Annotated in this window: 15 protein-coding genes and 4 tRNA genes; 9 read left to right on the top strand and 10 right to left on the bottom strand. The window is 42.4% G+C overall.

Annotated elements, in window-relative coordinates; genetic code table 11:
• Positions 1–21: 21 nt before the first annotated feature.
• Positions 22–8,421: a YadA-like family protein gene (locus HKX39_RS03120; protein WP_171679835.1), complete on the bottom strand. Its 8,400-nt coding sequence runs from the start codon at positions 8,419–8,421 to the stop codon at positions 22–24.
• Between the two features lie 238 nt (positions 8,422–8,659).
• On the opposite strand from HKX39_RS03120, the gene HKX39_RS03115 reads away from it, so the two are divergent.
• Positions 8,660–8,736 (top strand) — tRNA-Val (locus HKX39_RS03115).
• A gap of 313 nt (positions 8,737–9,049) precedes the next feature.
• Here the strand turns inward: HKX39_RS03115 and dnaJ are convergent.
• The 6 genes from dnaJ to hrcA form a co-directional block, all read right to left on the bottom strand.
• On the bottom strand, positions 9,050–10,168 hold the full coding sequence (gene dnaJ, locus HKX39_RS03110) for a molecular chaperone DnaJ (RefSeq protein ID WP_171679834.1): 1,119 nt from the start codon (positions 10,166–10,168) through the stop codon (positions 9,050–9,052).
• Between the two features lie 88 nt (positions 10,169–10,256).
• The gene (dnaK, locus tag HKX39_RS03105; RefSeq protein ID WP_171679833.1) at positions 10,257–12,182 is read right to left on the bottom strand and encodes a molecular chaperone DnaK; all 1,926 of its coding nucleotides are present in this window, start codon (positions 12,180–12,182) and stop codon (positions 10,257–10,259) included.
• Positions 12,183–12,307: 125 nt separating this feature from the next.
• Positions 12,308–12,871 (bottom strand): nucleotide exchange factor GrpE, encoded by a 564-nt coding sequence (gene grpE / locus HKX39_RS03100; RefSeq protein WP_171679832.1) that lies wholly within the window; start codon positions 12,869–12,871, stop codon positions 12,308–12,310.
• Between the two features lie 135 nt (positions 12,872–13,006).
• Positions 13,007–13,567 (bottom strand): gamma carbonic anhydrase family protein, encoded by a 561-nt coding sequence (locus HKX39_RS03095; RefSeq protein ID WP_171679831.1) that lies wholly within the window; start codon positions 13,565–13,567, stop codon positions 13,007–13,009.
• Positions 13,568–13,582: 15 nt separating this feature from the next.
• Complete coding sequence (gene hemH, locus HKX39_RS03090; protein ID WP_171679830.1) at positions 13,583–14,560, bottom strand: ferrochelatase; 978 nt, start codon at positions 14,558–14,560, stop codon at positions 13,583–13,585.
• An 8-nt stretch (positions 14,561–14,568) separates the two neighbouring features.
• Positions 14,569–15,564, bottom strand: a complete 996-nt coding sequence (gene hrcA, locus HKX39_RS03085; protein ID WP_171679829.1) for a heat-inducible transcriptional repressor HrcA — start codon at positions 15,562–15,564, stop codon at positions 14,569–14,571.
• A 137-nt stretch (positions 15,565–15,701) separates the two neighbouring features.
• Here hrcA and HKX39_RS03080 point away from each other — a divergent pair, with 137 nt between their 5' ends.
• A complete protein-coding gene (locus HKX39_RS03080) occupies positions 15,702–16,601 on the top strand; it encodes an NAD kinase (protein WP_171679828.1) in 900 nt (299 codons plus the stop codon).
• 61 nt (positions 16,602–16,662) lie between these two features.
• Complete coding sequence (recN, locus tag HKX39_RS03075) at positions 16,663–18,306, top strand: DNA repair protein RecN (protein ID WP_171679827.1); 1,644 nt, start codon at positions 16,663–16,665, stop codon at positions 18,304–18,306.
• A 5-nt stretch (positions 18,307–18,311) separates the two neighbouring features.
• Here recN and fur read toward each other — a convergent pair whose 3' ends face one another.
• Positions 18,312–18,737: a ferric iron uptake transcriptional regulator gene (gene fur, locus HKX39_RS03070; protein ID WP_171679826.1), complete on the bottom strand. Its 426-nt coding sequence runs from the start codon at positions 18,735–18,737 to the stop codon at positions 18,312–18,314.
• Positions 18,738–18,870: 133 nt separating this feature from the next.
• Here fur and HKX39_RS03065 point away from each other — a divergent pair, with 133 nt between their 5' ends.
• Together HKX39_RS03065 and dapB are read left to right on the top strand one after the other, a co-directional pair.
• On the top strand, positions 18,871–19,359 hold the full coding sequence (locus tag HKX39_RS03065) for an outer membrane protein assembly factor BamE (RefSeq protein WP_171679825.1): 489 nt from the start codon (positions 18,871–18,873) through the stop codon (positions 19,357–19,359).
• Between the two features lie 12 nt (positions 19,360–19,371).
• A complete protein-coding gene (gene dapB, locus HKX39_RS03060; RefSeq protein ID WP_171679824.1) occupies positions 19,372–20,163 on the top strand; it encodes a 4-hydroxy-tetrahydrodipicolinate reductase in 792 nt (263 codons plus the stop codon).
• An 82-nt stretch (positions 20,164–20,245) separates the two neighbouring features.
• Here dapB and HKX39_RS03055 read toward each other — a convergent pair whose 3' ends face one another.
• Positions 20,246–20,782 (bottom strand): TIGR00645 family protein, encoded by a 537-nt coding sequence (locus HKX39_RS03055; RefSeq protein ID WP_171679823.1) that lies wholly within the window; start codon positions 20,780–20,782, stop codon positions 20,246–20,248.
• A 269-nt stretch (positions 20,783–21,051) separates the two neighbouring features.
• On the opposite strand from HKX39_RS03055, the gene HKX39_RS03050 reads away from it, so the two are divergent.
• Positions 21,052–22,362 (top strand): DUF3100 domain-containing protein, encoded by a 1,311-nt coding sequence (locus tag HKX39_RS03050; protein WP_171679822.1) that lies wholly within the window; start codon positions 21,052–21,054, stop codon positions 22,360–22,362.
• 91 nt (positions 22,363–22,453) lie between these two features.
• Here the strand turns inward: HKX39_RS03050 and murB are convergent, their stop codons facing one another.
• Positions 22,454–23,545 (bottom strand): UDP-N-acetylmuramate dehydrogenase, encoded by a 1,092-nt coding sequence (murB, locus tag HKX39_RS03045; RefSeq protein ID WP_343043407.1) that lies wholly within the window; start codon positions 23,543–23,545, stop codon positions 22,454–22,456.
• A 171-nt stretch (positions 23,546–23,716) separates the two neighbouring features.
• Between murB and HKX39_RS03040 the strand changes: the two genes are divergently transcribed.
• The 3 genes from HKX39_RS03040 to HKX39_RS03030 all read left to right on the top strand — a co-directional run bounded on the left by HKX39_RS03040 (position 23,717) and on the right by HKX39_RS03030 (position 24,007).
• Positions 23,717–23,792, top strand: a tRNA-Gly gene (locus tag HKX39_RS03040).
• A gap of 32 nt (positions 23,793–23,824) precedes the next feature.
• Positions 23,825–23,900 (top strand) — tRNA-Gly (locus tag HKX39_RS03035).
• A gap of 31 nt (positions 23,901–23,931) precedes the next feature.
• A tRNA-Gly gene (locus tag HKX39_RS03030) sits at positions 23,932–24,007 on the top strand.
• Positions 24,008–24,352 lie beyond the last annotated feature (345 nt).

Raw genomic sequence — 24,352 nt, 5'->3', positions numbered from 1 at the left:
GTTCATCTATAATTTAACGAATTACCACTGGTAACCAATACCTACACCAGCACCATATTGACCACGTGTATTCGTATTCGCTTGTCCTTTAATGATAATTTTACCATTATCACTTAAACGCGAATAACCAACCGCCAATGCTTGCTGACCACGATATGTACCTGCTGCGGCCGCAACCATTGATTTACCAGGTAAAGTGACTTGAGGTAATGATGCTGCAGCATTAGAACCAGCAACACCAGCTCGTAAATCTTTATCATTGGCATTCATCTTATTATAGATATCTCCCAATTTTTGATCTACACCGTTATTGATACGGCTTGCCACTGCATACAACTGGCTACCATTAATCGCATCAGTTGAGGTTGCAGAAATCTCACCTGCGGCCACATTTTGAATACGACGCTCATCACCAGCCGCACCTACAGATACCACACCATTTGCCGTTGCACCAGCAAAACCACCATAGGTAATACCATTCACCGTTGCCGATGACACTGTACCTGTTGAACCTGCCGTTGTCGTACTACCTGCTGTACCATCTGTTTTCAAATTACTCAAGCTACCAGTTTGGCTACCATTACCTGCCGTTGCCGTTGTGTTATTGCCTAAGTAAACAGAATTTTGAACGGTATTGCCTTGCGCAACAGGTTTGCCATTAGCACCAACAGTTCCACTGTTGTTGACATTGTTGCCCAATACAAAAGTATTGCTTGAGTTAATTACGTTGTCATTACCAATAGCATAGCTGCCTTCTACTGCAACATTGTTTACATCTGTTCCCATCACATAGTTAGGGTCACCGAATGCACCTGAAGATTTACCTTCCACAATGTTTCCATTACCAACACTGATACTGTTTTTTGCAGTAGCTTGAGCGTTAATACCAATCGCAATCGCATTTTCGCCTGTCGCTGTAGCACTATTACCCATTGCTAAAGCGCTATCGCCTTGTGCAATCGCTTTATAGCCAATCGCTGTTGCATAAGCACCACCAGCCTGTGAGTCTTCACCATTTGTACGTTGATCCATCGAAGTAACACGGTTAGTGCTATTGTTAGTATGGAAGAACTTAATACCTTGTTGGTTCATATTATTCACAGCAGTAATGACTGAGTTAGTAATATATTCACCACGTCCATCTACGTTATACGTAATGAGCGCTGGATTACCATTCTCATCAACAACCACATTGTTATAGGTTGTTTCTGTGCCATCAGGATTTTTCACCGTAATATTGGTCACATTAGTCGTTTGACCACCTGTTAAGGCAAAAATTTGAGCACCATTGACAGCATCCGTACTTGTTGGGCTAATATCACCGGCTGCAACACCTGTAACTTTCTTATCACCCGCATTAATGCCATCGGTTTTACTGATTGTCACAGGTCCAACTGTTACCGTATCTGCTGCTACATTTGTTGCATTCACATTGGTAAAGGTGACGTTTTCTTTCGTTTTGTAGGTGATGTTGGCTCCATCACGTACGACTTCCATGTTGTTACCGGCTTTAAAGGTCACCGTCTCAGATGGATTAATGAGTTCAGAACCCGCTGTACCATCTGCGGCTAAGCTCCAACCAGATTGATTAATCGCTTCCGCAACTTGTGAGCCTGTTACAAAACCACCTGAACCGGTAGTAGAACCATTACCACCACCAGAAACAGAGCCTGATTTCACGCTAAAGCTGATATTCGCACCACCTTTATCGTTAGCTTGAACAGTAGCGCTGATAGTATCACTATCAACAAAATTCACTTGCTCATTTGGTGCAATACGTGCCACTTCAGTACCAGCATTGTTACCTACAATCCAACCTTGATTAATATACGTATTCAAGTTGCTTAAAGCACCTGTCACATTCGTTGCTTGTAAGTTAGCTGGTGTGTTGCCCGCAGCATCTGTTACATTAAATGTAAAGCCCTCTGGCGCACCTGTTGTACTATTCACCGTTGTTGTACCACCAAGTACATTGGCTGTCGCATTACCTGCCGCATATAACTGGCTACCGTTTACAGCATCTTTGCTATCTGCAGAGACCGTACCGTTGGCTACGTTGGTAATCTTCGTCGCTGAACCATCTGGCTTCGCTACTTTTAAGCCGTCCGCACCTGAAGTAATCGTCGTCGCTGTATCACCTGTACCTACCGTTAAGTTTCCTGTCACATTCGCATTCGCAAATGTCACATTTTCTTTAGTTTGGTATGTATAGCTCACATTACCATTTTCAACTTTTTGCACGACCTCCATGTTGGTTCCTGCTTCAAAATTCACTGCAGCACCCGGTTTCACCAATGTATTTGTTGCGGTACCCGTCGCTGTAGTTGAATTCGTATTCCAACCTGAATTATTGATTGCATTGATAACATCGCTTGCTGTCGCGAGTTTGTTACCATCAGGCGTGCCTGTTGTTGGCAATCCCGCTTTACCATCGGTTGTCGTGATATTTTGAGTTAATGCACTTGTATTGACATCAATCTGTACTTTGCTCACATTGTTGTCTGTCGTTATGATGTTTACAACAGTACCCGTACCATTCACAAAGTTCACGGTGTCATACGCTGTCACCACGTCTTTCGCTGTACCGTTTTCTTGTAAGTTCCAGCCTGCATTCAATACATCGCCCAACGTCGCCGCATTCGTCAAGTTCGCTGTCGGTTTGTCTGCCGCTGCAACCTCTGTCGCCGGTGCCGCAATCGTCGTCGTTAAGTTGCTAATCGTACCACCGTTTGGACCAGAGGTAATTACCACCGGTTTGTCATCCGCAGCCGTTGTATCACCTACGGTGATACTGTTCGGACCTACCGTCGTCGTATTCGTACCGTCCGTCGTCGTTAATCCCGTCGGTGCAAGTTTTGTGACATTATCACCGTCTTTCGCTGTCACACTTGCAAACTCTGGGTTCTCCGCCATTTGGATTTGAACGCCGTCATTGGTCACAATCGTTTGAATGTTCTTCGCGCTGTAAGTGCCTGTTACTGGTGCTACCGTATCACGTACGATACCATCTACTTTCGTTGTAGCACCAATAATGCTTAAAGTCTGACCTAATTGACGTGTTAAACCGACATTACCTGCATCACCTGCTGCGTTGGTATTCGCTTCAAAGGTAAGTGGTAAGGCTGCCGCTGCTTGAACTTCTTTCAATTGGCTAACATTCACCGCATCGGTATCAGCAGAACCTGCTTCTACGTTGGTAATCTTCGTTGCTGAACCATCCGGTTTCGCCACTTTTAAGCCGTCCGTGCCTGAAGTAATCGTCGTCGCTGTATCACCTGTACCTACCGTTAAGTTTCCTGTCACATTCGCATTCGCAAATGTCACGTTCTCTTTGGTCTTGTAAGTAATCTTGCCTGCTTCTTGTTTAACTTCAAGATTGTCACCCGCTACAAACGTTACGGTATCACCTGGGTTGATTAACTCACCAGCTGTTTTCAATGGGTCTTCAGTAGTGCTCTCTCCTGTACCAACTTTATCCGTTTTTACAGTAAAGCCTGAGTTGTTAATAACATTAGCTACATCACCCGCTGTCAAGAAACTGTTCTTCGCAGCCTCTGTCGTTGGTGCCACTACAGTACCATTTGTCGCAATCGTCACATTGCTAGCATCTGCAGTATCTGTAGGTGTCGTATTAACACTTGTGGTATTAATATTTACTTTAACTTCGCTAACATTATTGTTCGTTGCGATGCTAACTGTGGTACCTGTACCATTTACAAAATTAACAGTATCGTATGGTGTTACAACGTCTTTCGCTGTACCGTTCTCTTTTAAGTTCCAGCCCGCATTCAATACATCGCCCAACGTCGCTGCATTCGTCAAGTTCGCTGTCGGTTTGTCTGCCGCTGCCACTTCTGTCGCCGGTGCCGCAATCGTCGTCGTTAGGTTGCTAATCGTACCACCGTTCGGTCCCGAGGTAATTACCACCGGTTTGTCATCCGCAGCCGTTGTATCACCCACGGTGATGCTGTTCGGACCTACGGTCGTTGTATTCGTACCGTCCGTCGTCGTTAATCCCGTCGGTGCCAACTTGGTTACGTTGCCGTTCGCATCTTTCGCTGTCACACTTGCAAATTCTGGGTTCTCCGCCATTTGGATTTGAACGCCGTCATTGGTCACAATCGTTTGAATGTTCTTCGCGCTGTAAGTGCCTGCAACCGGCGCCACCGTATCACGTGCGATACCATCTACTTTCGTTGTAGCACCAATAATGCTTAAAGTCTGACCTAATTTGCGCGTTAAACCTACATTACCTGCATCACCTGCTGCGTTGGTATTCGCTTCAAAGGTAAGTGGTAAGGCTGCCGCTGCTTGAACTTCTTTCAATTGGCTAACATTCACCGCATCAGTATCAGCAGAACCTACTGCTACGTTGGTAATCTTCGTTGCTGAACCATCCGGTTTCGCCACTTTTAAGCCGTCCGTGCCTGAAGTAATCGTCGTCGCTGTATCACCTGTACCTACCGTTAAGTTTCCTGTCACATTCGCATTCGCAAATGTCACGTTCTCTTTGGTCTTGTAAGTAATCTTGCCTGCTTCTTGTTTAACTTCAAGATTGTCACCCGCTACAAACGTTACGGTATCACCTGGGTTGATTAACTCACCAGCTGTTTTCAATGGGTCTTCAGTAGTGCTCTCTCCTGTACCAACTTTATCCGTTTTTACAGTAAAGCCTGAGTTGTTAATAACATTAGCTACATCACCCGCTGTCAAGAAACTGTTCTTCGCAGCCTCTGTCGTTGGTGCCACTACAGTACCATTTGTCGCAATCGTCACATTGCTAGCATCTGCAGTATCTGTAGGTGTCGTATTAACACTTGTGGTATTAATATTTACTTTAACTTCGCTAACATTATTGTTCGTTGCGATGCTAACTGTGGTACCTGTACCATTTACAAAATTAACAGTATCGTATGGTGTTACAACGTCTTTCGCTGTACCGTTCTCTTTTAAGTTCCAGCCCGCATTCAATACATCGCCCAACGTCGCTGCATTCGTCAAGTTCGCTGTCGGTTTGTCTGCCGCTGCCACTTCTGTCGCCGGTGCCGCAATCGTCGTCGTTAGGTTGCTAATCGTACCACCGTTCGGTCCCGAGGTAATTACCACCGGTTTGTCATCCGCAGCCGTTGTATCACCCACGGTGATGCTGTTCGGACCTACGGTCGTTGTATTCGTACCGTCCGTCGTCGTTAATCCCGTCGGTGCCAACTTGGTTACGTTGCCGTTCGCATCTTTCGCTGTCACACTTGCAAATTCTGGGTTCTCCGCCATTTGGATTTGAACGCCGTCATTGGTCACAATCGTTTGAATGTTCTTCGCGCTGTAAGCACCTGTTACTGGTGCCACCGTATCACGTACGATACCATCTACTTTCGTTGCAGCACCAATAATGCTTAAAGTTTCACCTAATTTACGTGTTAAACCTGCATCATTCGTAGCACCCGCTGCGTTGGTGTTCGCTTCAAAGGTTAATGGCTTCGCTGCTTGTTCAGCCACATAGTAAAGTTGTGAACCGTTAATCGCATCAGTAGATGTGCTTGAAATTTCACCTGCAGCAACATTTTGAATGCGACGCTCCATACCTGAAGCACCTACAGATACTGCACCAATTGCTTTAGCACCTTGGAAGTTACCATAAGTCACATTACCGACAGTCGCATTTTCAACCGAGCCAATTGCACCCGCTGTAGTTGCTGTTCCTGTCGTATTTAATTGATTAGAATCTAAGGTTTTTAATGTACCCACACCACCAGATACACTACTAGCTCCACCAGTAACCTCTGACTCATTACCCAAATAAACCGAGTTAGCCACAGTCCCTAGAGTGCCGTTTGTGGTTAAATCTGTATTACGGTTAATGCCGCTACCAAATACAAAGGTATTATCTGTCGTAATGGTATTGTTATTACCGAAAGAGTATGAGCCACTTCCTGTTATATAAGACGGATCACCAATTGCCCCAGAATGGCTGCCTGATACATTATTGCCTTTACCAATAGAAATAGATTCTTTTCCGCTGGCAATTGCACCTGAACCAATGGCTAAAGCATCTACGCCTGTTGCTTGAGAAAGCGCACCAATCGCTGTTGCATTGGTATTATTTGCCAAGGCTTTATAAGAAATTGCTGTAGAATTATTTTCAAGGGCTTTTGCACTTGTACCGATGGCGGTTGTGTAATCACCTTCAGCCACAGAACCGGCAGCAATGGCCACACCGCCTTTGGTCGATTTTTGTGAGGTTGAAGTCATGTTTGCACCAGCTGCTGAGGTCTGATTCCCCACGCGTGCACCAGCACCAATCGCTGTACCTAATTCAGCACCTTCTTGCACCTGTGCGGCCAAACCAAGAGCAGTCCCCATTACTTCATTTGAAAAGGTTTTCAAACCAATCGCCACAGAGCCGGATTTAGCATAGGTGGTTTCATAGAAATTATCTGGCGTACTACCATCAGCTTTCTTATAAACAGGGTCTGGCACTCGGCTTACGGGCATCGCTGCCCCAACAATATCTTTGTAGGTTGAACCATAACCTGCGATAGCATCAAAATCATTACCACCAATCGCTACGGAAGCATGACCAGATACCGCTTGAGCACCAATAGCAATAGATTGGTCACCAATCGCTCGAGCATCTGCACCGATTGCTGTTGCTTCATTTGAACGTAAGAAGTTAGTAATTGTTGTAGCACCATTATCAACATTGCCTTGGTGATTGGTGATACCTGCACGATACATTAAGCGTCCGGAGTCAAGTAAACCCGTTGCTGTTGCATAATCTGCGTCATCAGTCGTAGTTCCACTACCACCACTTGGTGTTAAAAATCCAGCTAACGCATTACCCCCAATAACTGTTGCGCTTCGTCCTTGTGAAGTATCCGTATTACGGATAATCGCATCTCCACCAATAACGATCGACATGCGACTAGTATCGCCTTCAGTACGAATTAACTGCGCCCCATTACCAATCGCAATACCATTGGTGGTATCATTCACAATCGCATTGGCACCAATAGCAATAGAGCCTCCTGCACGACCTTTTACTGTTGCATTATTACCCATTGCAATAGAGTTAATCGTACTTGCATTTGCTAAAGTACCAATTGCAGTAGCATTAATATTAGAAGCATTTGCCGAAGTACCCATAGCTATCGAATTTTCGCGTGAAGCCGCTGCTAAAGTACCAAATGCGGTCGCATTTACACTTGAAGCATTGGCAAGAGAACCGAATGCAGTTGCATTTTCTCTTGTAGCAACAGCTGATGTACCAAATGCAATCGTATTATTTTTTGCCGCAATCGCGCCAAAACCAATCGATGTCGCATTTTCATAGAGTGTAAAATTATTGTAATTTGCTAAGGCTGTATCATACGCTGTCTGTAAGGTTGTATTCGTTGGGTCTAAAGCTAATGCTTTTTTAGCATTAAGCAACGCTGTTGCACGAGCACTAAAAGTTGTATTGGCACCATTAGCAAAATTATCGATACCAGCTAAAGCTTGATAACCTAATGCGATATTTTGTTTACCTGCCGCATAAGCTAAACGACCTACAGCGGTTGCATTACCGCCAGCACCGACAGCACGATGACCAATAGCAACATCACCATAGCCCATAGCGCGAGTATTCGCGCCAACGACAACTGTCACGTTATTTGCTGATCTCGCCGTACTTCCTAAAACAGTAGCACTACCTGCCAACGACTCTGCCATACGACCAATAGCGACAACATGAGAGGAGCCGCTAGTTCCCAAAGCATTCCAGCCAATCGTCACAGACTCAGACCCTAGTGCTTGGCTACCAAATCCAATCGCTGTACTCATCTCCATAGATTTGGCACTCATACCAACAACCGTACCATCACGAACGTTTGCAGAAGCATGCGCACCGACAACTGTAGAATTCCACGCATTTACCGTGATATTTGAACCCAATGCGGTATTATTTGAAGCATCCAACGGTGAGCCAGTTTTACCCGTATTCGCAAAACCATTAACAACAATATTTGAACCAATAAGCGTTGGATTTACCTTGTTGCCATCGGTAATCGTACTATTAAACGAAATATTCGAACCAAAGGTGGTCGCATTAGCAAAAGCTATGCCGTCTAGTTCACTACCAAAGTACACAGAGCTATTAATGTTGTTAGCACTTGCATTACTGTGTATGAGCATACCACCATTCAAACCACCGACACTTAAACCATCCGGCGTCCCACCTGCTACATCAATCGCTACCGTTCCCGTTGTAACCACCGCTGCAAAGGCACTACCGCTAATCAACGCACCTGCTCCCACGGCTAATACTGCTGATGCTTTTCTTTTATCCGTGCTTGATGAGCACTTGCCTCTTGTTTTTGAAAGCTCCGAAACTGCTACCCAGCATTGAGCACTGTGATTCCAAATGACCTTAAATATTTTATTCATTGCTAATATTCCTAAATTCCAGAATAGGGAAATCCCCAATCTTACTTTCCCTTGATTCTAACAATCATTCTCCCCACATGCTGCTAATTTATGCTTACCTTTACTCTCCTTTACAAATTCAAAAGGATTTTGTCGTTTTTTTCAGACATAACGTTACGTTTGTAAATCAACTTCGATGTTTACGTTTCTCTTGACAAAAAAAATATAGTGCCTTTATAATTTGCAATCTTATAGTTGCAGGCGGTTAGCTCAGTTGGTTAGAGCGCTACGTTGACATCGTAGAGGTCGCTGGTTCGAATCCAGTATCGCCTACCAATTCCCTATACAATAGTTTCCCAAGATTACCCGCAAAAGCCGCGCCGTTACTCGTTTAACGGCTTTTTTATTGCCTATTTAAAACCGCTACCTACCACGGTTTACCGCTTTTTACTCCACTTACAGAAGCAAGTACAGTAATTGAGACGCTAAAAAAATAGAAATCGCCAATCTTCCAAATGAAGAGGCGCAATCAATCGCCAATACTACTACGAACAGAGTTTGTGCCGTACATGGTGGAGAAGTCATTTACATCCAACTCGCTCGAACATAAAAAAGAGAGGAAAATATATCCTCTCTTCGTTTATGGACTTTATTTAAAAAAGTCTTTAACCTTATCTGCAAAGCTCTTATTCTGTGGCGAGTGTTTACCTGCGTCTGCATTAACGGACTCTTGGAACTCTCGCAATAAGTCTTTTTGCTTATTGGTTAATTTCACCGGTGTTTCGATAAATACATGGCAGTATAAATCCCCAGGATAAGCAGAATGAACGCCTTTGATACCCTTGCCTCGCAAACGGAATACCTTACCTGTCTGCGTACCTTCTGGGATATCAATTTCGCCCTGACCGTTTAACGTTGGGATTTCCAATTTACCACCCAAGGCAGCTGTTACAAACGGTAGCGGTACTTCGCAATGTAAGTCGTCACCATCACGTTCAAAAATCGAGTGCTTCTTAATACGGATTTCCACATATAAATCACCTTGTGGACCACCATTAACACCCGGCTCACCATTGCCCGCCGAACGAATACGCATACCGTCATCAATACCTGCTGGAATTTTAACTTCCAAGGTTTTGGTTTTACGAATACGTCCTTCACCATGACAGCTTGAGCAAGGCTCTTTAATCTCTTTACCTGTACCGTGACACGTATGACAAGTCTGCTGAACACGGAAAAAACCTTGTGACATAAAAACCTGCCCACTACCGTTACAGGTTCGACAAGTAATAGGTTCTGTACCCGGTTTAGCACCTGAACCATTACAAGTAGTACAAGACTCATAGCTCGGGATACGAATCTCTGTCTTATATCCTTCTGCCGCTTGTTCTAAGGTAATTTCTAAACTGTATTTAAGGTCTGCTCCACGATAGACTTGAGGACCACTTGAGCGACGACCACCACCAAAGATATCACCAAAAATATCACCGAACATATCACCGAAATGAGCACCACCACCCATTCCACCCATGCCTTGATTAGGATCAACACCCGCATGACCGAATTGATCATACGCTTGACGTTTGGCTGGGTCAGATAAAGTTTCGTAAGCCTCTTTGACTTCTTTAAACTTTTCTTCAGCTTCTTTACTATCAGGATTACGATCAGGATGGTACTTCATAGCTAATTTACGATAAGCTTTTTTTAGCTCATCCTCGCTAGCACCTTTGCTTAATCCTAATACCTCGTAATAATCTCTTTTTGCCATAGGTATGAAATTTTATAAAATGTTTTGGCGTGCGCCCCTCACAATGAAGACCGCACGCCGAAGATTTGTTTAATGCGTGAATATCAAATTAGTCACGTTTAACTTCTTTGAATTCAGCATCGACTACATTGTCATCTGCCGCTTGTGGTTGCTCTGCACCTGCTGCGCCTTGTTGTGCTGCTGCTTGTGCTTGCATATCAGCATACATTTTCTCGCCGAGTTTTTGTGAGGCTGTACCAAGTGCTTCAACTTTAGCATCGATAGCTGCTTTATCATCGCCTTTGATCGCTTCTTCGACCTCTTTAATAGCAGCTTCGATAGCTTCTTTCTCAGCAGCTTCTAGCTTATCACCATATTCTGTTAATGATTTGCGAGTAGCATGTACAAGTGAGTCTGCTTGGTTGCGTGCTTGTGCAAGTTCAGCTAAACGTTTGTCTTCTGCTGCATTCGCTTCAGCGTCTTTCACCATACGTTCGATTTCCTCATCAGACAGACCTGAGTTTGCCTTAATAGTAATCTTATTCTCTTTACCTGTACCTTTGTCTTTTGCCGATACATGTAAGATACCGTTAGCGTCGATGTCAAAAGTTACTTCAATTTGTGGTAAACCACGTGGTGCTGGTGGGATACCTTCTAGATTGAACTCACCCAATGTCTTGTTATGAACAGCCATCTCACGCTCACCTTGGTACACTTTAATGGTTACCGCAGGTTGATTATCTTCAGCTGTAGAGAACACTTGTGAGAACTTCGTAGGAATTGTCGTGTTCTTTTTAATCATCTTCGTCATCACGCCACCTAGTGTCTCAATACCGAGAGATAGTGGAGTCACGTCTAACAATAATACGTCTTTACGATCACCTGATAGTACAGAACCTTGGATAGCAGCACCAAACGCCACCGCCTCATCAGGGTTAACGTCTTTACGAGGGTCTTTACCAAAGTACTCTTTCACTTTCTCTTGTACTTTTGGCATACGAGTCATACCACCCACTAAGATAACGTCATCAATATCGGTAATCTTAATGCCAGCGTCTTTTACGGCAACACGGCAAGGCTCAATAGTACGCTCAATTAAATCCTCAACTAAGGCCTCTAACTTAGCGCGTGTAATTTTTAAGTTAAGGTGTTTAGGACCTGACGCATCCGCTGTAATATAAGGTAAGTTGATTTCTGTTTGTGAGCTAGAAGAAAGTTCAATTTTCGCTTTTTCAGCCGCTTCTTTTAGGCGTTGTAAAGCGAGTACATCTTTAGATAAGTCTGTACCTTGTTCTTTCTTAAACTCATCAATGATGTAGTCAATGATGCGTTGGTCAAAGTCTTCACCACCTAAGAAAGTATCACCATTGGTTGATAACACTTCAAATTGTTTATCACCGTCAACGTCCGCAATCTCGATGATAGATACGTCAAATGTACCACCACCCAAGTCAAATACCGCAATCTTACGATCAGCTTTATCTGATTTATCTAGACCAAATGCTAAAGCTGCTGCTGTCGGTTCGTTAATAATACGTTTAACTTCTAAACCAGCAATCTTACCTGCATCTTTAGTCGCTTGACGTTGGCTGTCATTAAAGTAAGCGGGTACAGTAATAACTGCCTCAGTCACTTCCTCACCTAAGAAGTCCTCTGCTGTTTTCTTCATCTTACGAAGAATGTCTGCAGAGACTTGTTGAGGAGCAAGTTTCTTACCTTGAGCCTCTACCCATGCATCGCCATTATCTGCAGCAACAATACCATAAGGCATTAAATCTAAGTCTTTTTGAACTTCTTTATCTGTAAATTTACGACCAATTAAACGCTTAACAGCGAAAATTGTATTTTTAGGATTAGTTACCGCTTGACGCTTAGCTGGAGCACCCACTAATACTTCGCCGTCTTGCGCATATGCCACGATAGATGGTGTTGTACGTGCACCCTCTGAGTTTTCAATAATTTTTACTTGGTCACCGTCTAATACGGCCACACAGCTATTTGTTGTACCTAAGTCAATACCAATAATTTTAGCCATTTTATTTTACCTTCAAATATTCTTAATCATTTGTGAAAATAAACATTAAATTTGCTTATTTTCTTCTATACCCTCTATATAAGCTCACTTATTCACTTTTCAAGAGGGATTAAATGAAATTTTTACTATCCTGCCGAAACAATCACTAATGCTGGACGTAACACACGCTCGGCAATGGTATAACCCTTTTGTAATGTTTGAACTACCGCATTCGCTTCCACTTCAGCATTAAGCACAGATGAAATAGCTTGATGGACATTTGGATCAAACTTATCGCCTGTTGCTGGCGCAATCTCTTTAAGCTGATTACGTTCAAACGCAGACACTAATTGACGCAACGTCGTTTCCATACCTTCTTTTAACGTTTCTAATGCTTGATTTTCTACAGCCAATGCCGCCTCTAAACTATCCTTAACAGGGATAAGACTTTCTGCAAAAGACTCTGTACCAAACTTACGTGCTTTTGATACCTCTTCTTGAGAGCGACGACGAATATTTTCCATTTCTGCATGAGCACGCAATACCTGATCTTTTAAATCAAGCACCTGTTGCTGAAGCTCGCCGATTAGCTTTTGCTCTTCTGAACCCTCGTCTTGAGTAACCTCCTCGGTTACTTCAGAATTAACAGGAGATTGTGTATCGAGTTCTTGCTCAGAGTTTGTTTCGGGTGTTGTTGATTCTTGAGACATATTTCCCTCTATAAAAATGATTTTTCCGCTATATGAGGTCAAATGCCCCCATTTCAAGAGAGAAAATAAAAAATCCGCATCATGGCTAAATCAACTTAGCACATCATACGGATTTCATTATTAGGCAAAAATCGATTAGAAGGTATTTTGTACCTTACGATAAGCCGAAGCAAAACTCACATTAGTCAACATCACTGATTCAGAAAACTCACGCGCTTCTTCTGGTACAGTTTCTAATAAATTCAAATCCGTTGCCTTACTCACAACAGTTGCGGACGGTAAATAAAACGACTCTGGAATATCATGCCCATCTACCACGCAGTTATGGCGCACAACGGCCTTATCACCCACCTTAGTATTAAACAACACCGAATTAAAACCGATAAAAACATTATTCCCAACTTCGCAAGGGCCATGCACAATCGAGCGATGTGCAATAGAGGTATTCTCCCCAATGGTTACTGCTGCCCCATCTTTAGAGTGAATCACCACACCGTCTTGAATATTGGAATTAGCGCCGATAATGATGGGATCTAGATTGCCATCCTCGTCAACTTCATCCGCACGAATAACTGCATAAGGGCCGATAAACACATTGGGACCCACTTTTACTAAACCACATAAAATAGCCGTTGGATCAACAAAGGCTGTCTCATGGACTTCTGGATAATCACCACGAGGGTTTTTTCTTAGCATAACTCTCTCTCTTTTCTATGACCACGAACCAAGGCGATCTTTAACAATTTGTGCTAAAGCATCAATCCACATCGGATCAGCATTTAAACAAGGGATATAACGAAATTGCTTTCCGCCTTTTGCTTTAAAGGCTTCTGCACATCCAAGCTGAATTTCTTCGAGGGTTTCCAAACAATCCGCTGCGAATCCCGGACACATCACATCGACATTATGCACACCTTGACTCGGATACCGCTCTAAAACCGTTTGTGTAGCAGGACTAATCCATTTCGCTTTACCAAATTGACTTTGGAAACTTACCTCAATCTCAACATTATACGTTTTTAAAGCCTCTCTTAACAATGCCGCTGTCTTATGGCAATCATCATAATAAGGATCACCCAAATCCACGCTTCGCTGAGGAAGACCATGAAAGCTTAATAATAAGCGTTGTGGCACTCCATTGAGCCGCCAAAACTCCTCAACCTTATGAGCAAGACTGGCAATATACGCAGGATGCTCTGCATAACGCTTAATAAAACGATAATCTGGCTGGTCACGCATTTTTTTAGATATCTGTGCCACACGATCAAAAAGTGTTGCCGTGGTACTTGCGGCGTACTGCGGATACATAGGCACCACCAAAATACGTTCACATCCTTTTTCTCGTAGACCCAATATAGCCTTTTCTAAATCAGGCTCACCATAACGCATAGCAATCTCAACGATGATATTCTCATCAGCGAACTTGTGGGCAAGTGCCTCCCCTTGTGCCTGCGTATAAACCAACAAAGGCGAGCCTCCGTCCATCCAAATTTCTTTGTATTTTTCAACTAATTTAGGAGCACGAAAAGGTAATACAACCCCTTTTAAAATGAATTGCCATAAAAACTTAGGTAACTCAACAACTCGCGTATCCGATAAAAATTCATTCAAATAACGTCGGATATCTGCGACCTGATAACTCGCAGGCGTACCTAAATTGACCAATAAAACACCGATAGGTTGACTCATAACACTCTCTACTTACTCAAGGCATTGGATAATAACCGAGCGGTAATATCCACAATAGGAATGACTTTATCATAAGACATTCGACTCGGCCCTATTACGCCTAATGAACCGACTATTTTACCATCAACCTGATAAGGTGCACTCACCACAGATAAATCATCCAATGGCACAAGGTGAGAGTCACCCCCAATAAAAATCTGTACGCCTTGAGAGTTAGAAGAGGCATCCAACAATTGCATCAACTCCGTTTTTTGCTCAAAAAGCGAAAAAGTCTGACGTAAACGATTCATATCAGAGGCAATATCTGTCACATCCAACAAATGTTTTTCACCCGAAACATACACATCTTCTGAACATATTTCACCCACATAATCCACAGTCGCTTGCATCAACTTAGAAATATCTTCTTTTAAAACTTGCAACTGTAAAACCAATTCCTCTCGCACCGCCTGAAAAGACTTACCCGAGAAATGTTGATTAAAAAAATTGGCTGCTTGAATTAACTCTGACTCCGTATAATCCTTATTCATTAATAAAATACGATTTTGTACATCCCCCTCAGGCGTCACAATAATCAATAAAATTCGTTTTTCAGATAAACGAATAAACTCTATTTGACGAAATACCTGAGAGCGCTGAGGTGTCACCACAACACCCGCAAAACGTGTCAGTTTAGACATTAAAGAGGCTGCTGTATTCAAGGCCTGTGTAGGTGTACTATACTCAAAGGCTTGTTCTAAACCTTCATAAGGTTGAGCTTGAAATGATTTTACGGCTAATAATCTATCCACAAAAAGACGATAACCTTTCGGTGTGGGAATACGTCCAGCAGAAGTGTGTGGACTTTGAACAAGCCCCTGAGCCTCTAAGTCTGCCATGACATTGCGGATTGTTGCCGGTGACAATTGAAACATACTTGCCAATGCTTTTGAGCCAACAGGCTGCCCTTCTTGAATATAGCGTTCAATAAGAGCTGTCAATAAATGATTCGCACGCTCGTCCATACACACTCAATATTTTAATATGTCTTTTTTATCCTAGCTCTTATGCAAAATGCAAAAGAATAAGTACAATAATACTTATAAATACATTTACCTTCGTGGATATTCGCATCCACCCTATTATTTTATATGGTTTACCTATGCATTTTTCAATAGTTGCCCTTATTGGTCGTTACGAAGACTCTGGCATGGATGCTCCATTACGGGAGCTAGCGTCAGTACTTACGCAAGCAAATATCAAAGTCATCATTGAAAAAGACACCGCCAAAAATACCGGAGTGAGAGAATACCATACAGGTTCCCTAGAACAAATTGGGCAAATTGCCGATTTAGCCATTGTGATGGGGGGTGACGGTACGATGTTGGGCGCTGCTCGTACACTCTGTAAATATGCTATTCCTCTCCTAGGGATTAACCATGGTCGCTTAGGCTTTATTACTGATATTCCAGTACATGATTCTATCAATGCGGTTAAGGCAGTATTAGAGGGTAAATTTACGATTGAAAAACGCTCCTTACTCGAAGGTTCTGTTATTCGAGACCGTAAAGTGCTCACTACTGATTTAGCGCTTAATGATATCGTGCTAAACCGTTCAGGACGTGGTGGTATGATTGAGATTTCCGTCGATTATGACGGCGCCTATATGTATAGCCAACGCACAGACGGTCTTATCGTCTCCACACCAACGGGCTCTACCGCTTATGCATTATCGGCCAATGGACCGATTATCCATCCTATGGTCGATGCTTTTTTACTCGTGCCGGTTGCACCACAAACACTTTCGCATCGTCCTATTGCGGTTCCCTCTTCAGGTACTTTAACCCTGACATTATCCAATGTTAGTCGAGCAGGTAGTGGCGCAAGTGTTCACTTTGATATGCAAACATGGTCTGATTTACAAGCTGGTGATAAGATTATGATTAAGAAAGCCTCGCATAAAGTACAGTTTTTACATCCCGTGGGCTATAGCTATTTCTCTACCCTACGTAAGAAACTGCATTGGAATATTATGCCGAATGACGAAAACAGTATTAAATAAGTCTATTCGTCCATTCACACTCACCGTCATTTTTCTGATTTTTTATTAGTGATTTTTAGCTATGTTGTTATCCCTACATATTCGCGATTTTGTGATAGTAGAAAAATCTGACATTCATTTTCAAGAAGGCTTTACCGTCTTCTCTGGCGAAACAGGTGCAGGCAAATCCATTCTTATTGATGCCTTATCACTCACCCTCGGACAACGTAGCGAACCTCACTTTATTCGAGAAGGTGCCGAAAAAGCCGATATCAGCGCCATCTTTACCATAAACGATGCCGTTAAAGCATGGCTCGAACAACAAGATATTGAAGCCGAAGAACTCATTCTTCGGCGCACTATTGATCGCCAAGGCAAGAGCCGAGGCTTTATTAACGGTACACCAGCCACACTAACACAACTCAGAGAAATCGCAGAATTAGTCATTGATATTCATGGACAACATGCACATCAACAATTGCTCAAAGCGAGTGCACAACGTGCGATGTTAGATGCTCACGGTGGACACCAGCATCTGGTCAAAACAGTACAACAAGATTGGAAAGTATGGCAAAAAGCATTAGAAGCACTTAAACAAGCTGATCTGAATCGAGAACAACAGGATGCACTACGCGAACGTTTAAGCTGGCAATTAAGCGAATTAAAACAACTCAAACCTGGCAAAAATGAGTGGGAACAAATTGATAGTGAATATAATCGACTCGCTCATGCCTCTAGCCTGCTAGAAGGTGCGGCTCAAACCTTAAATGAGCTCGATAATGATCAACACTCATTATGCACGGCTCTATCACATGCTAGTGCTCGTATCGCACAGTTAATGAATAAAGACCCTCAGCTGACAGGCATTTATGAAACGCTTGAATCAGCGCGTATCGCCTGTGTAGAAGCAGCCTCAGACTTAGCCTCTTACCTCGACAAGGTAGAACTTGACCCTCAACGTCTAGAACAAACAGAACAACGTATGCGCGCTATGTTCGATTTAGCGAAAAAGTTTAAAATCGAACCTGAAATGCTTTATGACAAGCAACATAGCTTAGAAGAAGAATTACACACCCTTAATCAAGCAATTGATATCGAAGCTCTTCAAAAAGAATGCTCTCGTTTAGAAAATATCTATTTAACCAATGCAAAACAACTCTCAACGGCTCGTCAAAAAACAGCCTTAACACTGAGTGAAGCCGTAACAGACGCGATGCAAACACTCGCCATGCAAGGCGGAAAATTTGAAATTGAATTGCAAGAAACAGCACCAAGTGCTTACGGCTTAGAAACGGTACAGTTTAATGTAGCAGGTCACGCTGGCACAACACCCCGTGCCTTAGCCAAAGTCGCCTCTGGTGGTGAATTAGCCCGTATTTCTCTGGCGCTATCGGTGATGGCAAACAAAGCTCATCAAGTACCTACGCTGATTTTTGACGAGGTCGATACGGGTATTGGTGGGGCAGTCGCTGAAGTTGTTGGTCAATTATTACGTCAATTAGGGGAAAGCCACCAAGTACTATGTGTGACGCATTTACCTCAAGTAGCGGCTTGTGGCCACCATCACTTTGAAGTCAGTAAAAAGCAAGACAATGGCGAAACACGCTCACAAATTCTCGCCTTAAGCCATGCTGAACGAATTGAGGAAATTGCACGTATGCTAGGCGGCATGAATATCACGGACACGAGCCGTCATCATGCCGAAGAGATGTTGAATAATGCTTAAAGGATTTATTTCTTGCTCTTTTTAGCACAATCACCACAAATACCATATAGCACCATGGCATGACTCGCTAAAGTAAAGCCCTTTGCTTCAGCGATTTCATGCTGGCGAGACTCAATCGTTTCATCAATAAATTCCTCTACTTTTCCGCAAGCATTGCATACGAGATGATCGTGATGATCCCCCTCATCTAGCTCGAAAATCGCTTTACCATTATCAAACTGACTGCGAGAAAGAATACCCGCCTGTTCAAATTGAGTTAAGACACGATACACAGTAGCTAAACCAATCTCGATGTTTTCGTTTAATAATAAGCGATAAACATCTTCCGCACTCAAATGACGTGTTTCTGCATTACGGAAAATATCGAGAATTTTTAAACGAGGATATGTCGCCTTAAGCCCCATACTCTGTAATTCACTCTGATCACTCATAAAAGCTACCTTTTACAAAAATTTATTAATTACACTATCCAAGATTATATTTTATCCAAAAAGGACTCTATAATTATCCTTATCGACATATGATAACTTTTTTCTGAGATTTTATCTGGAATACATACAGCTTATGAATAACCAATTCTCTGCATTGCGTTTACGCAAAAGTCTTATCGCTACATTGTTTGCGGTAACCGCATTAACAGCATGCTCATCAGGCAAATGGGGTTTCCCTTACCGTGCACCCGTGCAACAAGGTAACTGGGTTACTGCAGAACAAGTATCTCTGCTACAAGTGGGCATGACCGCTGAACAAGTACGCTTCGCATTAGGGACACCTACATTAACCAATGTTTTCCACCCAAATCGTTGGGACTACCCTTACTACTTCAAACCAGGTTATGGTGAGCCTGTACTCCGTAAATTCGTGGTATGGTTTGACAATAATGGTTTGTTAGCGCGTTGGGAAGGTGATGAACAACCTAATTTCCAACCCTCTGATTATGCTACCCAACAACGCTGGGATGGTCGTCAAGCACCTCAAGAGGCAGAAAAATCTCTTCAAGAAGCCACTCCTGCCCTTCCAGATACTGGTGTCCAAACCACCCCATTACAGTAATCTGAGGTGATTATGCGCATTGCTATTTCAGGTGCTAATGGACGTATGGGACGCATGCTTATCGAAGCTGTCCTTAATCATCCCGAACTCTCATTAACGGTCGCACTTGACCACAGTACAAGTACGGCATTAGGTCAAGACGCTGGGGCTTTTTTAGGTCAAACGACAGGCGTGATGATTAGTTCGGATGTAAACGAGCTAAAAAATGCTGATTGCTTAATTGATTTTACTCGTCCAGAGGGAACACTTACTCATCTTAAAGCTTGCCAACAATTTGGCACCAAGCTTGTGATTGGCACGACAGGTTTTGATGATGAAGGTAAAAAAGCTATCGAAAATGCCTCCAAAGATATTGCAATTGTCTTTGCTCCTAATATGAGCGTTGGGGTAAATGCCACACTCAAATTATTAGCATTAGCTGCACAACTCTTAAATACTGGATACGATGTCGAAGTCTTTGAGGCACACCATAAACATAAAGTCGATGCACCGTCAGGTACAGCCCTTATTATGGGTGAAGTCATTGCCAAAGAATGGGGACATAAACTAGACGATATTGCTGATTGGGCTCGCCATGGACATACTGGTGCTCGTAAAGACGGACAAATTGGTTTCTCTGTTGTCCGCGGCGGAGATATTATTGGTGATCATACCGTGATGTTCTGCGGTACAGGTGAGCGTATTGAAATCTCGCATAAATCGTCTAGTCGCTCTACTTATGCCCAAGGAAGCTGCCGTGCGGCTTTATTCTTGCAAGACAAAGCAAAAGGTCTTTACAGCATGAATGATGTCATTTCAGCCTAATAGACTGCTCTGATAGACTATTCATAAAAAATGGGGTATCTCAATCAAGAGACACCCCATTTTTATTGACTGATAACCTTATTTAGTGCTTCACATCATGATGAGCTGCACTTAATACTTTGTCAGTATACGCGATACCTATGGCAGATACCGTAAATCCTAAATGAATAAACAATTGCCACATCATTGTTTCGCTACTTAAACGCGACGCATTAATAAATGTTTGCAACAAATGAATCGACGAAATACTAATAATCGCCATCGATAGTTTTACTTTTAATACTGACGCATTAACGTGATTCAACCACTCAGGTTGGTCTGGATGATCATCCACATTTAATCTTGATACAAACGTCTCATAGCCACCTACAATAACCATAATCAATAGATTGGCAATCATCACCACATCGATTAAACCTAGTACGGTAAGCATAATCGTATTTTCATCCATCGTACCTAGGTTAACCACTAAATTCCATAAAGACTTTAAGAATTTATAGGCATAAATAATTTGTACAACAATCAACCCCAGATAAATAGGCAATTGCAACCAACGGCTAGCAAAAATAATCTTGCTAAAAATATTTTGTTTTAAAGCAATATCTGCTTTCGTTTCCATAAAATTTTCCATAGTAAAAACTAATAAGCATTGGGATTTTAGCAATTTTTTATATAACATAAGTCCTTATTTGTTCTCCTTGCTAAATCCTTCTTCCAGAATAAACGGATACTCCCCCTTTCTTCAAATAATCATTTTTTACAACACAACAATGAAAATAGTTCACATATAAACTTTAGCATTGCTCTACACTCTACCCTTAATTTATACTTGTAGACCAAGCATTTCTTAATGCGCTTAGATATTTTTATAAACAGGGAGTTTTAATCATGGATAAAAAAGCACTGCTTAATTGGAAAGTCCATGCTCTTGCAATCGTATTGTCTGTAATCGCCGAACTAATCGGTATTACACGCTTTACAACTGGCATTGGCGTGATTTTATTTTTACCATTACTCTATGCTTTTATCATGGCACTAGCATTTAATGAGAATGTAGTACCTAGTGTAGGCAAGCATTTAGGCCAACATTCTAGTCATATCGCTAGTCAATGGGTATTAATTGGTATCATGCCTTTCATCGCCAAATTTGGGGTAGGTATTGGCCCAAATATAGACAAAATCATTGCAGCAGGCCCAGCACTACTGCTACAAGAAATTGGTAACGTTGCTACGGCTCTTTTTGCCTTACCTGTTGCTGTATTGCTCTTTAAAATGGGTCGCGAGGCTATTGGTGCCACACATTCTATTGCTCGAGAACCTAATATTGCCCTTGTTGCCGACAAATATGGTTTAAAAAGTGCCGAAGGCGTAGGTGTTATGGGCGTGTATGTAATGGGAACGCTTTTTGGAACCATTTACTTTTCTATCATGGCTGGTCTATTTGCCTCTTGGGATTTATTCGATTACCGTGCATTAGCCATGGCTTGCGGTGTGGGTAGTGGTAGTATGATGGGCGCTTGCTCAGCCGCATTAGGTGAAGTGCTTCCTCAATTCAAAGAGGATATTGCTGCTTTTGCTGCTTCTTCTAACCTATTAACCTATGCAACGGGCTTATTTGTCAGCGTGTTTGTTGCGTTACCTTTTACAGAAGCCCTATATAAACTGCTCAAATCCTTTAGCAAAGGTAAAGGCGAGGAACACTCAGAACTCGCCCAACTGACGGCTCAAAACGGTGCGGATTACACCGAAGAAAAAGAGGTTTCTCTCTCTATCACAGAGACAGCACTTGCACTCATTCTATCCAGCTTTGTCGGCTTAATTGTCAACTGGGTTAATACACCAGCCAACGATATTCTAACGGCACTACCGGGTATGGCAATTTTCTGGGGATGTAGCCTCATTGGTCTAGTGATTTATAAATTTGTCAAAATTGGCGTTCCTGCTGTTGCTTGGATTTCCACCGTGGCGATTATTATTTCATTACCACAGTTCCCATTTAGCGCACAAGTGGCTGAATACACTGCTAAAGTAGGTTTCTTACCCCTATTAACACCAGTCTTAGCTTATGCTGGTCTTGCTATTTCAAAAATGGAAATCAAACTCTTTAAAGCGGCTGGTTTTAAAATTGCTCTTGTAGCATTACTTGCCTTTACTGGCACTTATGTTGGTTCAGTCATTATTGCGCAAGTGATGTTATAAGCTACTAAACAACTCAACTTGACAAGATAAATTAGCACAATGCCCTATATCCATTAACGGTATAGGGCATTTCTTTTCTTACATAAGTGTTTTACACAAAAATCGGTTCAGGCTCAATCTCCACACCATAGCGTTTTGCTACATCCGCCTGAATCGCCTCAGCTATCTGACGAATATCCGCTGCTGTTGCTCCTCCACGATTCACCAAGACCAAAGCCTGTCTATCATGAACCCCAACAGGTCCTAGCGATTTACCTTTCCAGCCACATTGATCAATTAACCAACCCGCCGCTAGTTTATACATACCATTTTCTTGAGGATAAGCGACTAAGCCATCAAACTGAGCCACTAACTCTGTGTATTTTGTAGGTGACACGATAGGATTTTTAAAGAAACTTCCTGCATTACCTAATACCTTGGGATCGGGTAATTTTTGCTGACGGATTGCGACTACCGCATCAAAAATATCTTGAGCCGTACTTTGTTCTGTCAGACCCGGATATTTTTTTAAATCTGCATAATTCAAAGAGGCTTGCCACTTTTTAGGAAAAGCAAAAACAACACTAAGAATCAAATAATCCTTTGCTTCATGTTTAAAAATACTATCACGGTAAGCAAAACGACATTCATCTTTACTAAAAACATGCTGCTCGCCTGTCAATAAATGAATCGCCCTGACTTCCCACAAATAATCCTTAACCTCTTTTCCATAAGCACCAATATTTTGTACAGGACTCGCTCCCACCGTACCGGGAATTAAAGCCAAATTCTCTAAACCATACCAACCTTGTTGAATACAGTAAGCGACAAAATCATGCCAAACCTCTCCCGCTGCTGCCTCTACAAAAACAGTATCATCCGTTTCGCTAACTTGCCGAATACCCTTTAATTGATTATGGATGATAAGCTTATTAATACGCTCATTTAGTACCACATTACTGCCCCCTCCCAGCACAAAATACGCTGAGACCTGTTTAACACGTTCCAATAACGCGGAAAGTTGAGTTTCTGCGGTCAAACTAAAAAAATCCTCAGCTTGAGAAATCAAACCAAACGTATTAAGTGAAGTCAGTGAAGTCATATTACAGAATAAAGTAGAGGGACGAGAAAAAACGGATAAAGAACCCAAGAAAAACTCAATAGTATCAAAATTTACCCCCTCATGCCGTAAAACATCGTCCACCAGAGAAGTCTCTATACATTTTAATACCCAATATGGATGCTTGACGATAGCATTTATTGAATATCACAACCGTAAAAATCAACAAAAAAACAACATTTCCACCGTCAGGAATCTTCTCTTTTGCCTTGACAAATCCTTTTTTAGTAGTGTAATATAACGTTCTTTACGAATGCGGGAATAGCTCAGTTGGTAGAGCGCAACCTTGCCAAGGTTGAGGTCGCGAGTTCGAGACTCGTTTCCCGCTCCAACTTATTTCGTAAAAATTAGCATTACCTAGATGCGGGAATAGCTCAGTTGGTAGAGCGCAACCTTGCCAAGGTTGAGGTCGCGAGTTCGAGACTCGTTTCCCGCTCCACTCTATTTTAGGTTCATGCTTGTATCTCCACGCGGGAATAGCTCAGTTGGTAGAGCGCAACCTTGCCAAGGTTGAGGTCGCGAGTTCGAGACTCGTTTCCCGCTCCAGAATTTTTAAAAAGCCCAAATCGAACGGTTTGGGCTTTTTTGTTGTTCAAAATGAACTGGCACAACATTCCTAGACACCCCATAAAAGCTTATACCCCAAGTTAGGAGAGTATTCTCTCATGACAAACAGTGTCAGCAGCACAGTATCGAGTATAAGCTGAGAATGGCAAAGCTTGTCATATAAAATATTGCAATATATGAGTGGGATAATCGAACTATTGGGTACGCAGTGCTAAACTGAATTAAATCAGTCTTGAGCTATTTCAAAAGAAGAATACGTAAAGATGCTTTTTTCTTGTTACAACCCTAATAACACACAAAAAATTAAAGTTTTTATGGTTATAT

It is taken from the genome of Pelistega suis, assembly GCF_013133795.1.
Classification (GTDB): Bacteria; Pseudomonadota; Gammaproteobacteria; order Burkholderiales; family Burkholderiaceae_B; genus Taylorella; species Taylorella suis.
This window is presented reverse-complemented; position numbering and strand designations above follow the sequence as displayed.